The following is a 13,803-nucleotide window of genomic DNA, read 5'->3' as shown; positions in this document are numbered from 1 at the left end:
TTAAGCGCTGAAAAATGCAATCCCAGGACCGGGCTTTTTGCAATGCTAACTATTTGATTCTTCGAGTTTTTCCTGTCTAAGGCTTAGACACCAGGCCCCAGCCCGCCACTGCATGGGATCAGAACTCCACAACCCAGGTGCCGGCGGAAGTCTTATTGAACTTGTACAGGATCAGGGGAAGTTCGACGGGCTCGGGGGTCTTCCCGATTTGTTTGCCGATTCCGCTGACGGCTTCAGCAAAGTTAAAGCTGCGGCTGCGGCCCGGATCCATACCCCCGGCAATTCGCGCCAGAGTCAGGCGCAAAGACGGCGGATAGGTATTTACCACGACCACGGCGGTGGCCTTGGTTTCAGTCAGAAACTTGACCTCCACGACCTCCACCTCGGATTTTTTAAGCATGAATTCCTGATAGGACTTATTCAGCCAATCAGATTGTTTGATGGAATCATCGGCCTCGATCTTCAGCTGCTCCTGAAACTTCTTTTCCCCGAGCTCCATTGCGAGCTTTTTGATTTTACCTTCTTGAGAAGTACAGGCCGACAGGAGCACAAAAAATAGGCACACAGACAGACGAAGCGTGTTTTTCATAACCTCTATGGTGATCAATAAGGCGGGAAGACTCAACCGGCTCGTGACATGCCGCACCATGTCGCCCAAAACAGGTCACTTTGGGGTGGACGAAAACCGCCATTATCCATATATTTGGGGGTCTTTGGGAGATTACATAAAATGACTACATTTATCGGCGTATTGCATATCATCGTAGCCCTTGTTTTGATCATCTTGGTTTTGATCCAAGATTCCAAATCTGATGGCGCTCTGGGCATGGGTGGATCTTCCGGCTCCAACTCTTTGTTGGGTGCAACTGGCGCTCAATCTTTGGCTGGTAAAATGACTGTATGGGCAGCAATCATCTTTGCGGTGACTTGCCTGGCTTTGGCGACTTTGACTTCTTCCAAAACCAAGTCCGTAGTTGACAGCCTTCCGCTGCCGACAGCTCCAACTCAAGAACACTTCCCGACTGAAGGCACAACTGACGCTGGTGCCGCTGCCGCAGTTCCTGCTGCGACTCCTGCTGAGGCTGCCACTCCGGCTGCAACTGCAGCTCCTGCCCAGAAGTAATTTTAGTACATTCCATTCGGGTTCTTCGCTATAGTTTCTCTATGGCGAAGAACAACTGGCTGATTCCATCTCTGATTATCGTAGGCGTATTAAGCGTCGCCCTTTCTCTCTTCATCTCAACTCAGACTGAAAAAACCAAACCCGGTGCCCGTCCTTTGGCGCGACTGGAATTGAATCTGGGCAAAGTCTTCGTTCTTCGCAACAACATGACCAATAAAGAAGTCCTGACCCGCAAGGCGACGTTGTTTGCCCTCGACTCGGTTGAAACCGGTGTCGATGGTGATGCCACCATGGAGTTTGATTCCTCTTACCGCATTCGTGTGCCGGAAAATTCTTTGATCACGCTGGATGAAGAAAACGAGCGCATTGTTCTGATCATCAAACGTGGCGACCTGCAGGTTGAAAACTACGGCCGCGAAGGCAGCGTTTATATTTCAAAAGACGGCGTGCGCTGGACGGCCACGGATTATGAAATGAACTATAAGAAGCAAGCGCCGACGGAAACCCTGCCGGAACTTGCGCCCGCTGAAACCCCGGTGGCGAACCAAAAACCGGTGGAAGGCCTGACGTCCGAATTTATTCAAGACACTCTGAAAACTCACCGCAGTTCATTCTTTAAATGCTACACGCAGCTGCTGCAAAGAACTCCGGGTGTGGTGGGGCAAGCCTCCATCAGCTTCACCATAGAGCGCACAGGCAAAGTCAGCCAGGCCGACATTGCCAGCAGCAGCCTGAGTGACCCTCAATTCAAAAAATGTCTTTTGGAAGCTGTCCGTCGTGTGGAGTTCAAAGTCTTCGGCGGCGATCCGATCACCACCGTTTTCCCACTGCGTTTTGAATAGTGAAAGGGCCTTCGCTCTGAAGGCCTAGCGATAATCGTGCAGATAATCAATGCGGTCCGGAATCCAGGGCTCATGCACCCCTTCCATCTCGTACACGCGTCCTTCATCCACCAGCTTTTCTTTGAGTGGTGCCACACTGGGCTGATAGGAAGAGTGCAACAGTCCTTTTTCGATAAAGAACGGACGGACCTCATTGTAGGCGCGTTCACCCAAAACCCCGCGGCGGATGAATTCATCAAAGCTCTTCATCAGTTCTTCCGGAGTGTAGCCATAGTTGTAAACCATGTCCTGGATCACGGCATAAATGCCATCCAGATTCAGGCGGCCGTCCTGATACATATCCAGCGCCACCTGGAAAGTGTTGTAAGTGGCCAGCGTGCGGCGGCCGAATTTCAGGTAATAGTCCGGATCGGTGTCCGTGGCCAGATTGATATAGATTTTTTCCACCGGGTCATTTTCCGGAATCTGCGCCTGCAGTTCCAGAATTGTGTTCACCTGCTCGCCGGTGACGTTCAGCTTTTCCAGCGTAGTGCGAATGTCATTGGTGCCAAGACGACGCGAACAAATATCTGAATAAAGATTATAGATGATCGCATCGGTTTCGCTATCATCGCCCCAGCAGATCTGGCGCACGTTTTCCCCCAGACGCGTGCGCAACTGCATCAGCGCCTGCAGCTTGTAACCAACTTGTTTCGTCAGACGCCAGAAACGGCCCGGACGCAAGTTCGCCAGATTGTCTTTATAGAAGCATCCAAAGGGACGGATGTTGTCCAAAGAAAACTTTTCCGAGATACGTTCTTCCATCTGCGGCGGGGACGCCGTGATGAAATAGATCGGAAAGTACATGTAACCTTTTTTTTGCTTGCGGTATTCAGACAGGGACTGCAAAAGCGTGTTGGTGCCTGGAATGTTTTTTTTGTTCAGGGCACGCTCCAGAATCGTGGTCATCAGTCCGGACAAAGAGTCAATTGTGGTGTCCAGATAGGTCTTATCCAGGTCCCACAAAAAAACTTCCTCGTGACTTTTCTCCATGCCCTCGGACACGTATCGGAAAAAAACCACATCCCCATTCATCTCACTACGATCACGCCAATCAGCCATGACTATATTCTGACACAGCCCCACGGCTGCCGCAATTGGGATTAGAAACAGCCGGTGGTATTGACTGGCTCTGCCATCTGACGGCAACGAACCTGAGCTTTGGAACACTTCACACGCAGGTGAAAGTGATTGTGGTGGTCTTTTTCCGGGATCAGGCGGCGCAGCGTCTGAGCCGCAAGGCTTGAGTTGTCACCCTTGGTCAACTCGCCATTGGCAATGGCGTGACTGCACAGGGCCTGCTTCAAAGCACCGTGGATAAAGATACGGTCAATAAGCTGAGTGCCCACGACCTCTTTAAAGAGTTTCCATTGAGGCTCCAGCATCCAGTTGGCGTGAGGTTTGTTCACCGCCACTGCGGACGCGAAGTATCCTTGGAAGGACTTGTTGTTAAAGAAGAAGGCCACGTCCGCATCCAGTCCGTTCTGATGGGATTTGTGGGAGCCCAGTTTACCACCCGCTTCTCGGGACAAATCGCCCACCGCCAGCTCGTAACCCGGGATTTCTTTTTTGGTCAAAAGACCCATTTTCACAATGATGTAAGCCAGCTCATTGGTCGCGAAGTGAGTTTTTCTTTTCGGACGAATGATCTCATAGCCTGTCGGAGCATGCGCCTGCTCGTAAGTCAGCATGTTCGCCGCATTCTGCAAACGGCCCGCATTCACTGGCCCAATAGCCTGACTGACCTTGTTCACCGCCGGAGCCGTCTCAGGCACACGTGGTTGACCGGTTTTAGGTGGATCCTTTTTAGGCTCCTCACGCTTTGGAGGCTCCTCTTTTTTAGGAGGATCTTTTTTTGGATCTTCCTTCTTTGGTGGATCGGCCTTTGGAGGATCCTTCTTCGGTTCGTCCTTTTTCGGAGCGTCCTGCTTTGGTTCCTCTTTTTTAGGGTCTTCTTTCTTCGGTTCTTCTTTTTTAGGCTCTTCAGCCTTAGGAGTTTCCTCGGACTTGGGAGCTTCCGGCTTCTTTACTTCCAGAATTTTTTCGATGTCATCGGCGATATCACCGACGTAACGACCTGGCTCGCCCTCGACTTCATCGTGGCCACCTTCGATTTCAGATTCTTCGTCGCCTTGCAGACCCTCTTCACCCGGAATCGGCTCCTCATTCACCGGACTGACATCATCTTGCAGGGATTCCACCTGGTGATGATATACGATGCCCTGATAGTAAACGTAGATATCAATGAAAGACGAACGGCATCCGCCGTCGACACTCAAACACGTGGCTTTCGCCGCCACTTTCAAATCCTGATTGTCCTGGGTTTTGGCTTTATAGGTTTTAAGAGCGATGAATCCGTAAGGATCTAAAATACCAGCCAGATCCAGCTCTACAGACTGCACGGCTTTCGCACGCACTGGCAGGAATTCGATTTTACCCTTCAGGGTCATGCCCTTGGTGGCCTGGTCAAAGTTAACACTCATGTCCTGCACGCGAGTCGAACCTCGCACGACTTTGTAACCGTCTTCATCCATCACATCGGGTTGTGCCGGCTCATAGGTCGTCACGACCTCAGAACCCTGTTCACGGGTGTCCGGAGCACAGGCTGCCAGCATTGAGAGGGAGCTTAAAATGATGAGGGCACGCAACAAAGTCTTCATCCTGCCGGGAACATTGCAGGAACCGTGCTTTCGGGAGCTGCAATTTAAGAGGACTTCTTACTGACGGACTGTCAAAGTTTTAGATAGGTATGACAAGAAGCGGTCCCGCAGCTCGCCATTGCGGATTTCGTACAGATTTCCGTGGCGTCCGTCCGGGATCAGCCAAAGCTCTTTGGGTTCGGCGGCGGCTTTGTACATGTTTTCGGTAAATCGCGGCTCGACGGCTTTATCCGCCGTTCCAGTGATGAACAGCAACGGGATTGGCGATAGCGAAGCCAACGACTGCGGGGCGTATTCATCACTAACCACCAGCGAAGACAGAGGCTGCAGCACCCAGGTGAACCAGTGACGGTTCATCACCCCTTTGGCCATTCCTTGATAAGAATCAAAGCTGGCTTCGATCACTACATTTCGCATGGGGATGCGGCCTTTGATTTCTTCGGCGGTCTTTAGCGCAATGATGCCCCCCAAACTGTGCCCATAGATTATCAAGGGCCGCGAATCCTTTTTCTGATGCAGCCATTCAGCGGCAGCAACACCGGCCGCCACTGTGTTTTCCGGAGTCGGGTATCCGCCCGACTGACCATAACCAGGATAATCAAAGATAAAATAATTGTACCCCTGGGATGGCAGCCACTGAAACATCAGAAAGTGCGACGTCAGATTTTCGGCGTTGCCGTGAAAAAACAGCATCGTGCCTTTGGTGTCGGATTGTGCAGAGGCAAAGTACCAGCCATGCACTTTTTCTCCCGTGGACGTAGTCAAATACACATCCTCGGGGTTCATTTTGATGCGTGCAGGATCAAAAAGTTTTTCTTTCATCGGATAATAGAAAAAGGACTGACACCCCGTCAGCAGCATCGTCGCGATGCATCCGAAAAAGAAACGGCGAAGCCCCGAAAACTTTGTCATACTGGAATCATGAAACGATTCGAACATCAATGGCAAGACTATAAGTGGGTCGACTGTGAAGCTCCTTCGCAGGAGGATCTGCGTCAGCTGGCCGAGGAATTTCCGATCCCATTGCAGGCCCTTTCCACGTGCCTTGATCCCGAACATTTGCCGATGTGCACGTTCTATGAAAAAGTGTGTCTATTTATTCTGCGCCACCACGATGCCCATGCCAAACCCACAGCAGGCACCATGCAGGAACTGACCACCAAAATCATCTTCTTTGTCGGGCAGGACTTTCTGGTGACGATTCACCGCGCGCCGCTGGAGTGTATTTCCAACAAGAAAGACAAGGTCGCCTTTGAGCAGATCCCCCTTTACACCCTGGTCAAATCCCTGTGCGTACAGACAATAAAAAGTTTTGATGCCCCCCTGGATGTTCTGGATTCCAAAACCGATGTGATTGAAGAGCGTGTGTTCGCACTCAAACGCCGCACCATTCTGCGCGAAGGTTATCAAATCAAACGCAAGGCCGCTTCCTATCGCAAGATCTTCAAATTCACCGCAGACGTCTTTAACAAGATTCACCAGCACGAAAATATTCCACTGAAGGACATACAACAGGTGCGTGAACCTTTGGAAAAAGTGGCCTTTTATGCCGATGATATTTATGAGGAAATCACCGGTCTTTTGAACCTGCATTTATCGTTGATGTCGCAAAAAACCAATGAAGCGTCTTTCCGCACCAATGAAGTGATGCGAGTCTTGACAGTGCTATCCATGTTCTTCCTGCCCTTGAACTTCATTGCCGGGGTTTACGGAATGAACTTTGAAAACATGCCCGAATTGAAAGAGCCCAACGGCTACTATGCTACTTTAGCATTTATGGTGATGGTCGTGATCGGCATCACCTGGTGGATCTATAAAAAAGGCTGGCTGAAAAAAGAAGAACTCTAAGTGCAGGCCGTCGCCTGCACTGCTTACGACAGCTTATGTCCGGGCCCGTGCCTGAACGAAGGAATAAAAGAACACGGCGTTCGGATCACTTGCAACCCTTGCCATTTCTTCCTTCACCCCTTCAACAACCTCCTGGGAAATGCATTTAGCTTCCACCAGCTGATCGCTGGCACTAAGCAAAAGCTCTGTCCAGTATTCGATGCAGTCCTTGCGTGCTTGCGGATAACGATTATCCAGGAACCACGTTTTTATTTCCGTGTGGATGTCATGATATCCCAGCTGCATGAAGAAGTTCCCAAGCTTCGCTCCAACAAAGGGATCGCCTTTTTGTTTCAGCTGATATTCATTGAACGCCATCCAGTACTTCCAGACATTCGGTGAATACGGATCAAGGAAAAAGGAAGCGTTCATCACTTCCGTGGCATAGACGACAGAGCCCGGACGTAACACCCGGCGCACTTCCGACAAAACCCGGATCGGATCAGGGACATGCTCCAGAATCCAGCACAAGAAAGCACCGTCAAAAGAGTTCGAAGAAAAATCCATCGCTGTGGCATCCATCTCCTTCAACTCAAAGCGCTGCTCGGCAAAAGGCAGATGACTCAGCCGGTGTTTGGCGGCCGAAAGTTGTTTTGTGCTGCGATCAATGCCTGTCAGCTTCAGATCAGGAAACCGTCGCAAAATGATTTCACTTTGCGCCCCAACCCCACAGCCGACTTCCAGCAGATCTTTGACATTGGATAAATTGATATTTTGATAAACCGTGTGTTCACCGAAACGCGCCTGTTTGCGCAAACGATCTTGTTCTTCTTTGGTGAACCCATGCAGATAAGGAAAATCAGCCATCGAAAGCCCCCTTCGGAGGTAGAACTTCTATTTAATAGCTGAGCCCCCGATTGCTCAAGCCCTCTCACTCTGCGCCAGCACAAAGCAAAAGTTGTCATGCGGCAAACTTAAGAAACCTAACCTTGTTTCACCAGCGCAAATTGAGGCCCCGCCCAGCTGCGGGGCTGGTCGCAGGCAACAACGCAGCGACCTCCGTGGGCGCCACGACGGCGCGCACCCGCGCGAAGCGCGGGCCACGGCAGAGCCCGGATGGCGTGTCGCGGAGTTGTTGACTGAGGCTAGCCCCGCAGCTGGGCGGGGCCGACTAGAATCCTTCCCAGCGTACGTTGACACGGGGAAATTCGATCCAGTCTTCGTTGGGTGGAAAACCGTCGGGACGAGGTTCGGTGCTGCCTTTGAAACTTAGGAAGGCCGTCAAAGCACATATAAATGCCTCAAAGGCGTGATTGTTTTCAATCATCAGCTTCACATCCTGGTCGTACACGAACGCGACGTTGTGCGTGCTTAAAGCGCTCAGAATTTCGCGACGACTTTCATCCCCGCCGATGGCGTGTTTATGAAAGCGCAGATGACTTTTCATCACATTCAGCGATCTCCCCAAGCGCCATACGGAAAGCTTAGGAAACACTTCGATGCACTTTGCTTTCAGTCCGCGCTGCAAGTACATCGCCCGCGCCAACAAGGGGGCCGTATTCGCCCCCATCGCGTGCTGCAGAATAAAGGGCTCTTCCAGTTCGGAAGACACATACATCTCAACACAGCGCTGAGTATACGGCGTAAACAGCTTGCGTGGTTTCTTCTTTTTATGCAGTTTGCGGGTGTACTCCCACATCCATTTGACGTGGGGCTTTTTGCAGTCCTCAATGCTGTTGCAGCAGTCTTCCGACTGCAAACACACAGGCAAACGGAATGGCACATCAAATGCGATCAGATCAATTTCATTGTGATACTGACGAATGACTTCCTGAATTTTGAAATCAGCAGAATGGACTTCGTCACTTTTGATTTTTTCCACCAAACGCGACAGGAAGATTTTTTTGTGTTTGGGATAGTATTCCAGAACGGCCAGACAGGCCTTGTCGGTTTTACCGCCCCCCAGGGACAGACCGATGAAACGATGAACATCTCCGGCATGCGTCGCCGAAGCCGCAGTCTTTTTAACTGCGGTCTTCTTCGTCGTCTTTTTCTTTACAGGGGATCGACGGGTTTTGCGTCCATCACCTGGAAGCCGGCTTTTTGGCATGCGTTGGCTACTCCCTCACGTTTATCCGGAGGACACCAGACCAGCACACAGCCCCCGCCCCCAGCTCCACAAATTTTAACAGCCTCAGCCCCATTCTGCAAAGAGACTTCCGCTAGCTTGTAGATCTCAGGACTTGAAAATTCCGGGGCCAAGCGGACACGGGCTTCAAATTCGCGTTTAAACAATCCCCCCAGGTCCTTCCAGTTGCCGGCACGGATGGCATGCTCGGTCTCAATGGCAATACCTTTGAGATCACGCAAAGCCTGTAATGTTCGCGGGTCCTTGATAACAGAATCCTTCATCACTTCAAAGTTGTTAAGACCTGAATGATGAGCCTTGCCGGTATAAACCAGCATGAACTTTTCCGCCAGCGGAGTCTGCGACACCGGCAGCACCTTTTGTTCGATGCCGTCATAACTGTAGTGCAGGACATTGATGCCCCCGGAAGCCGCCGGATAATAATCCTGGGTCCCGGTTGGAGTGTTTAGAATCTCAGCTTCAATATTGTGAGCCACGTGAACCATGGTGTGCACGTCTTTAAACGGCTTTCCACAGAACTGGGCAAAAGCTTTCATCAAGCTGATGGTCAGACTGGAGCTGCCGCCCAATCCCCCGCCCACCGGGCTTTGGGAAGAGGTTTTCAATGTGAAACCTTGTTTTGGCATCCAGTAGCGAAGCTGAGTCTGCAGCAAAATCATTTTTGGATCGGTATCTGCCAATGCCTCTTGCAGGTTGCTGTAGGCCTTGCGCAGTTTCAAATCAGCGGACTCCAGCACGATTGTGGAATCGTCGTGCGGAGTCAGTTCCGCCACCGTGTAAATATCTATGGCCACGTTGACGGTGGAAGCTCCATTGATGAACAAATAAAGGGGCCACAAATCCAATGTGCCCCCAGCCAAATCCACACGCGTTGGGGATTTTACTACAATCTTCTGCATTACTTTTCTTTCTGCTCGGCCATCATGGCCTGCGATTCTTCTGCTTCACTTTTTTTGGGTTGTTTTGGTTCGGACACTTCACGCAAGTCCGCCAAAGTGGCTTTGATAAAGCGATCCAAAGCGCCTGGTTCCATTTTCAATTGCTGCGCAGGTTCCGAGACCTTTGCATAGATGCCCAGGTCCTGCGCCTGCCCCACTTCGGCCTTCCATTTTTTATCGGCCATGGTCAGATCCATCACAAACAGATTCTTCAAGGCTGGAAGTTTAGCTTCCACGATCTCAGACGCCTTGGCATCGGCGATGGATGTCAGGAACTCACGCACCTTGTTCTGATCCAGTTTCAGATTTTTTTGCGTCGGAGCCACCCATTGACCCTCCACGCGGCGGATCTCAAAAGTTCCCATCTGGTTTTTCAGACGGACTTCATCCACGCTGGCAATTTTATGGCGTAGGAAGCGGCGTTCACGGAAATCCATGACACCTTTATTCACGCGGTTTTGCCAAATGGAATTTACCACCAGAACTTTGTTTTCCCCGTCACGACGGGCAAACACGTTGTCTTCAAAATTACGCTTTTCAGAAATTTCAAAGACGTTCTGGGTGCCGGCTGTGGTCTTGAAAGTCACTTTACCCGCGGGTTTATCCAGACCATAAACGGCCCAGTTGATGTTTTCACCCTCGGCGGCCGTTTCAATGATACGTTCAGGGAAAGCCCCTTTGACAAAATCATCCACCGCTGTGTTGTCGGCCTGATCTTTGAAAGGCTCTTCCATGTTCCAGCCATCCACGGAGCGCTTTAAGGTGATCTTCTGATCTGCCTTTTCAACCTGAACCCAGTCCACTTGTTCAAAGTTCACGGTCATCAGGCGTGCGTCCATCGAACGCTTTTCTTCCATCTTTTTTTCGTGGAAGAAGTCGTAAACCGCATAACCCCCAAAAACCAGCAGACAGATGACAAGAATTGTACGCCCTTTGAGTTTCATTACGCATTTCTCCTTCTAAGCCACAGACCGACGCTGGTGCCCAACAAAAGAATAGGAAGTGGGATGATGAAAGCAAACAAGAAAAGACCAAACTTGGTTTCTGTCAGGATCATTTGTGTCGCCAGAGGCTCTTTCGGCGTGATGCTGATCAGATTTTCCTCTTTGGCCAGGGCCGCAATGGAATTCAGCACTAAATCCCGGTTCAGATTCTGATACAGCATCTGATTGGTCAGGAAGTCCACGTCCCCGGCGATGATCGCGGTAAAGTCCTTGGCACTTTCATCCCCGGCCCATTTACCACTGACCTCATCCACCAAAGCATAGGTGCCCTCGGGACCTTCACCGCGGATCTGCATGGATGGGAAGGCCATCGCATTCGGAGCTGTGGAAACCAGCTCATCCACGATCACACCTTTAACAATGTCCACCTTTTTCAAAGACTGCGGATAGCGGAACAACGTCACTTCCGAACGTCCAAATGGCTTGGTGATCTTGTTGTTCATCGAGAAGATCACACCCATGGTCGGCCCCTGATTGATGCCTTTACCCATGACGGTTTCGACCTGATTCAGGATGTAGTTGTTTTCAAACTGCACACCCATCTTGGCCACCAGCTTTTCAAGACCTGCGGTGTTCTGGGATTCAATCGCCAAAAACAGACTGCCGCCGTTTTTCAGGTAACCTTCCAGCGCGTCGATTTCAAAAGCCTGGAAGCCCTGAACCGGGCCCGCCACCACGATCACATCCGCATCTTCAGGAATCTTGGCATTTTGAATCAGGGAAAGCTCTTTCACTGTGTAGCGGTTGTTTTCAAGCAGCGATTTCAAAGAACCCAGGCCCAAGCCCTCTTTGTTTTCGCTCAAAGCTTTTTCACCGTGACCAACTGTAAAGTAAACTGTCTTGTTCTTTTCGCGAGTGACCTTTACAAGTGCGCTGGTAAAATCCTGCTCGTCGATTTTTTCGATGCGGTTGCGGCGGCCTTTGTAATCCAGGAACACCACACCACTGCCCTTGTCGACGCCGTACTCTTGCGCCAAATCCGGGCGTTCATTCACTTCCACGAAATCCAGCTGCACCTTGCTGCTGTGATCCTGGTACTTTTTGATCAGCTCACGGAACAGGCGGCGGTTTTCTTCGTTGCCCTCAACACCTTTTTTATAGAAGAAATAAACCTTCAGGTCTGAATCCAGGCTTTTAACAAGCTTGATGGATTGCTCCGACAAAGTATTGACCCGTGCAGAAGAAAAATCCCAGGTCTTAGTGTGACGGGCACCGATATAGTTCACAGCCCCCAAGACAGCCAACAACAGAAGGATCAGCATCCCCATGCTCATGCCTTCTTTGGTGGTCTTCATGGTGAAGAACTCTTTAAAGAAAGCGCGGTCCTTGATAAGCCCGACCAGAACAAACACCACGGCCAGGCCCAAAGCCAGCCAGCAGAACGGGACCCAGTCACCCAATAGGTAACGAGTGATGGACATGGCGACCAAAGAAAACCCAGCGAACAGGAAAGAAATTTTGCTCAATTTACTCATGACTTATCTCCAACGTGAGGATTCAACAACACGCTCTGCCAGGAAACAGAACAGGACAATAATACTGAAGAAGAACACCAGCGCATTAGAGCGCACCGTGCCTTCCACCAGACTGGAAAGATGACTGCTCAGGGAAACGTGCTCAAAGATCTTGCGAGCCGCTTCGCTGTCCATAACTTCCGTGCCAATGCCAACAAACCAGATGGACACGTTGAAGATCACCGACGCCACATACGCCACGATGCTGTTTTCAGTCAAAGAAGACGCAAACAGATCCATCGCCGCATACACAGCCCCCACCAGGAAGATTCCCAGGAAAGCCACAACCAGCGGCCCCCAGTTCACCGTCGCCAAAGTGGACGTCGCCACCGGGTACAACAATGCCAGCATCACCAGACCACCCACAGCACCCAAGGCGGCCAGGTACTTGCCCAGAACGATCTGCAGGGATGTCACTGGTGAAGTCAGAAGCAGATCAAAAGTGCGAAGCTTCTTTTCTTCCGCAAAAAGTTTCATCGTCAAAGCGGGAACCACAAAGATCAAAAGCAGGTTCAGATAAGACAGCTGGCGAAGGAACACCCCGTAATGGATGTTCAACTGGTTCTGAGGAACCCCCTGTTGCATCACGTAGTTCATCAAAAGCTGCGAAAACAGATTCAATTGAATCGGATACACCCAGCTGAACACCAGGCTCATCAGGAAGCAGATCACCCAGAATGTTGAGTTGAAGTAAAAACCCTTCAGCTCTTTTTTAAAGATTGTCATTGTTGGATTCATGCCTCACCTCCACGTTCCTGCTGACCATATGTAAGTTTCAGGAAGACATCTTCCAGATCCCGTTTGGCCTGACTCAGTTCCAGCAAACCGTAACCGCCGGTTACAAGCTGGGACGATACGTTTTCAACGGCCTCTTCGCCGCCTTTCAGATCAATGTTCCATTCTTTGCGGGAAGCACCCAATTGAACACCTGTGACCGCACTGACACTGGAAAGGACTTTCTTCATGTCTTCCACGTCCTTGCGCAGTCGCACGTGCAGGCGCACCTGCCCCTGATCCAGGGCCGAAAGATTTTGAATGCTGTCTTCCGCCACGATCTTGCCTTTATTGATGATGATCACCTTTTCGCAAGTCGCTTCCACTTCCGGCAGGATGTGAGTGGAAAGGATGATGGTGTGCTGGCCCTTCAGGGCTTTGATCAATTCACGGATCTCGGCCACTTGTTTTGGATCCAGGCCCACGGTCGGCTCATCCAGAATCAGAACTTCCGGATCAGACACAATCGCCTGGGCAATGCCCACGCGCTGCTTGAAACCTTTGGACAGGTGATGGATCAGACGTTTTTGTACATCGCCCAGATTGGTTTTTTCGATGGCGTTGTTGACACACGCTTCGATCTTTTCTTTAGGAACTTGCTTCAGGGCTGCCACATAGCGCAGATAATCGCGCACAAACATGTCAGCATAGACCGGCGGAATCTCTGGCAGATAGCCGATGCGTTTTTTAACTTCCAAAGGATTTTCAAAAACATCAAATCCCGCGACAGAGGCATTGCCATGGCTTGGGGCCATGAAGCCTGTGATGATTTTCATTGTCGTGGATTTACCAGCTCCGTTGGGACCCAAAAAGCCCACAACATCACCCTTGGAAATGGAGAAGTTCAGTTTGTCGATGGCCCGACGAGGACCATAATCTTTGGTGAGATCTTTGACTTCAATCACGATGCAATCTCCTCTATATTCTAGAGGA

14 protein-coding genes are annotated in these 13,803 nt (G+C 50.7%); 3 read left to right on the top strand and 11 right to left on the bottom strand.

The genetic code is table 11. The features are described 5' to 3' along the window. Nucleotides 1-118: 118 nt before the first annotated feature. Nucleotides 119-589, bottom strand: a complete 471-nt coding sequence (locus BD_RS04775) for a hypothetical protein (RefSeq protein ID WP_011163570.1) — start codon at nt 587-589, stop codon at nt 119-121. A 141-nt stretch (nt 590-730) separates the two neighbouring features. Here BD_RS04775 and secG point away from each other — a divergent pair, with 141 nt between their 5' ends. Then, nucleotides 731-1,123 (top strand): preprotein translocase subunit SecG, encoded by a 393-nt coding sequence (gene secG / locus BD_RS04770; RefSeq protein ID WP_038451014.1) that lies wholly within the window; start codon nt 731-733, stop codon nt 1,121-1,123. 41 nt (nt 1,124-1,164) lie between these two features. Continuing rightward, nucleotides 1,165-1,965, top strand: a complete 801-nt coding sequence (locus tag BD_RS04765; protein ID WP_011163568.1) for a TonB family protein — start codon at nt 1,165-1,167, stop codon at nt 1,963-1,965. Nucleotides 1,966-1,989: 24 nt separating this feature from the next. Here BD_RS04765 and BD_RS04760 read toward each other — a convergent pair whose 3' ends face one another. The 3 genes from BD_RS04760 to BD_RS04750 are packed head-to-tail and all read right to left on the bottom strand — an operon-like array spanning nt 1,990 to nt 5,576. Beyond that, the gene (locus BD_RS04760; RefSeq protein ID WP_011163567.1) at nt 1,990-3,066 is read right to left on the bottom strand and encodes a phosphatase domain-containing protein; all 1,077 of its coding nucleotides are present in this window, start codon (nt 3,064-3,066) and stop codon (nt 1,990-1,992) included. 41 nt (nt 3,067-3,107) lie between these two features. Beyond that, entirely contained in the window at nt 3,108-4,664 is a 1,557-nt protein-coding gene (locus BD_RS04755) for a penicillin-insensitive murein endopeptidase (protein ID WP_011163566.1), read from the bottom strand. 57 nt (nt 4,665-4,721) lie between these two features. Further along, entirely contained in the window at nt 4,722-5,576 is an 855-nt protein-coding gene (locus BD_RS04750) for an alpha/beta hydrolase (protein ID WP_011163565.1), read from the bottom strand. A 9-nt stretch (nt 5,577-5,585) separates the two neighbouring features. Between BD_RS04750 and BD_RS04745 the strand changes: the two genes are divergently transcribed. Then, on the top strand, nt 5,586-6,512 hold the full coding sequence (locus tag BD_RS04745) for a magnesium transporter CorA family protein (protein ID WP_011163564.1): 927 nt from the start codon (nt 5,586-5,588) through the stop codon (nt 6,510-6,512). A gap of 33 nt (nt 6,513-6,545) precedes the next feature. On the opposite strand, the gene BD_RS04740 is transcribed toward BD_RS04745, so the two are convergent. The 7 genes from BD_RS04740 to BD_RS04710 form a co-directional block, all read right to left on the bottom strand. Continuing rightward, nucleotides 6,546-7,358: a class I SAM-dependent methyltransferase gene (locus BD_RS04740; protein WP_011163563.1), complete on the bottom strand. Its 813-nt coding sequence runs from the start codon at nt 7,356-7,358 to the stop codon at nt 6,546-6,548. Between the two features lie 304 nt (nt 7,359-7,662). Continuing rightward, nucleotides 7,663-8,601, bottom strand: coding sequence for a DUF429 domain-containing protein (locus BD_RS04735; protein ID WP_011163562.1), 939 nt, complete (start codon nt 8,599-8,601; stop codon nt 7,663-7,665). Then, nucleotides 8,547-9,539, bottom strand: a complete 993-nt coding sequence (locus BD_RS04730; RefSeq protein WP_011163561.1) for a GHMP family kinase ATP-binding protein — start codon at nt 9,537-9,539, stop codon at nt 8,547-8,549. Before BD_RS04730 ends, BD_RS04735 begins: the two co-directional genes overlap by 55 nt. After that, complete coding sequence (locus BD_RS04725; RefSeq protein ID WP_011163560.1) at nt 9,539-10,522, bottom strand: DUF4340 domain-containing protein; 984 nt, start codon at nt 10,520-10,522, stop codon at nt 9,539-9,541. The genes BD_RS04730 and BD_RS04725 overlap by 1 nt, the downstream gene beginning before the upstream one ends. Next, complete coding sequence (locus tag BD_RS04720; protein ID WP_011163559.1) at nt 10,522-12,057, bottom strand: GldG family protein; 1,536 nt, start codon at nt 12,055-12,057, stop codon at nt 10,522-10,524. The genes BD_RS04725 and BD_RS04720 overlap by 1 nt, the downstream gene beginning before the upstream one ends. A gap of 3 nt (nt 12,058-12,060) precedes the next feature. Continuing rightward, nucleotides 12,061-12,834 (bottom strand): ABC transporter permease, encoded by a 774-nt coding sequence (locus tag BD_RS04715; RefSeq protein WP_011163558.1) that lies wholly within the window; start codon nt 12,832-12,834, stop codon nt 12,061-12,063. Further along, a complete protein-coding gene (locus BD_RS04710) occupies nt 12,831-13,775 on the bottom strand; it encodes an ABC transporter ATP-binding protein (protein WP_011163557.1) in 945 nt (314 codons plus the stop codon). Before BD_RS04710 ends, BD_RS04715 begins: the two co-directional genes overlap by 4 nt. Nucleotides 13,776-13,803 lie beyond the last annotated feature (28 nt).

It is taken from the genome of Bdellovibrio bacteriovorus HD100 (assembly GCF_000196175.1).
Classification (GTDB): domain Bacteria; phylum Bdellovibrionota; class Bdellovibrionia; order Bdellovibrionales; family Bdellovibrionaceae; genus Bdellovibrio; species Bdellovibrio bacteriovorus.
This window is presented reverse-complemented; position numbering and strand designations above follow the sequence as displayed.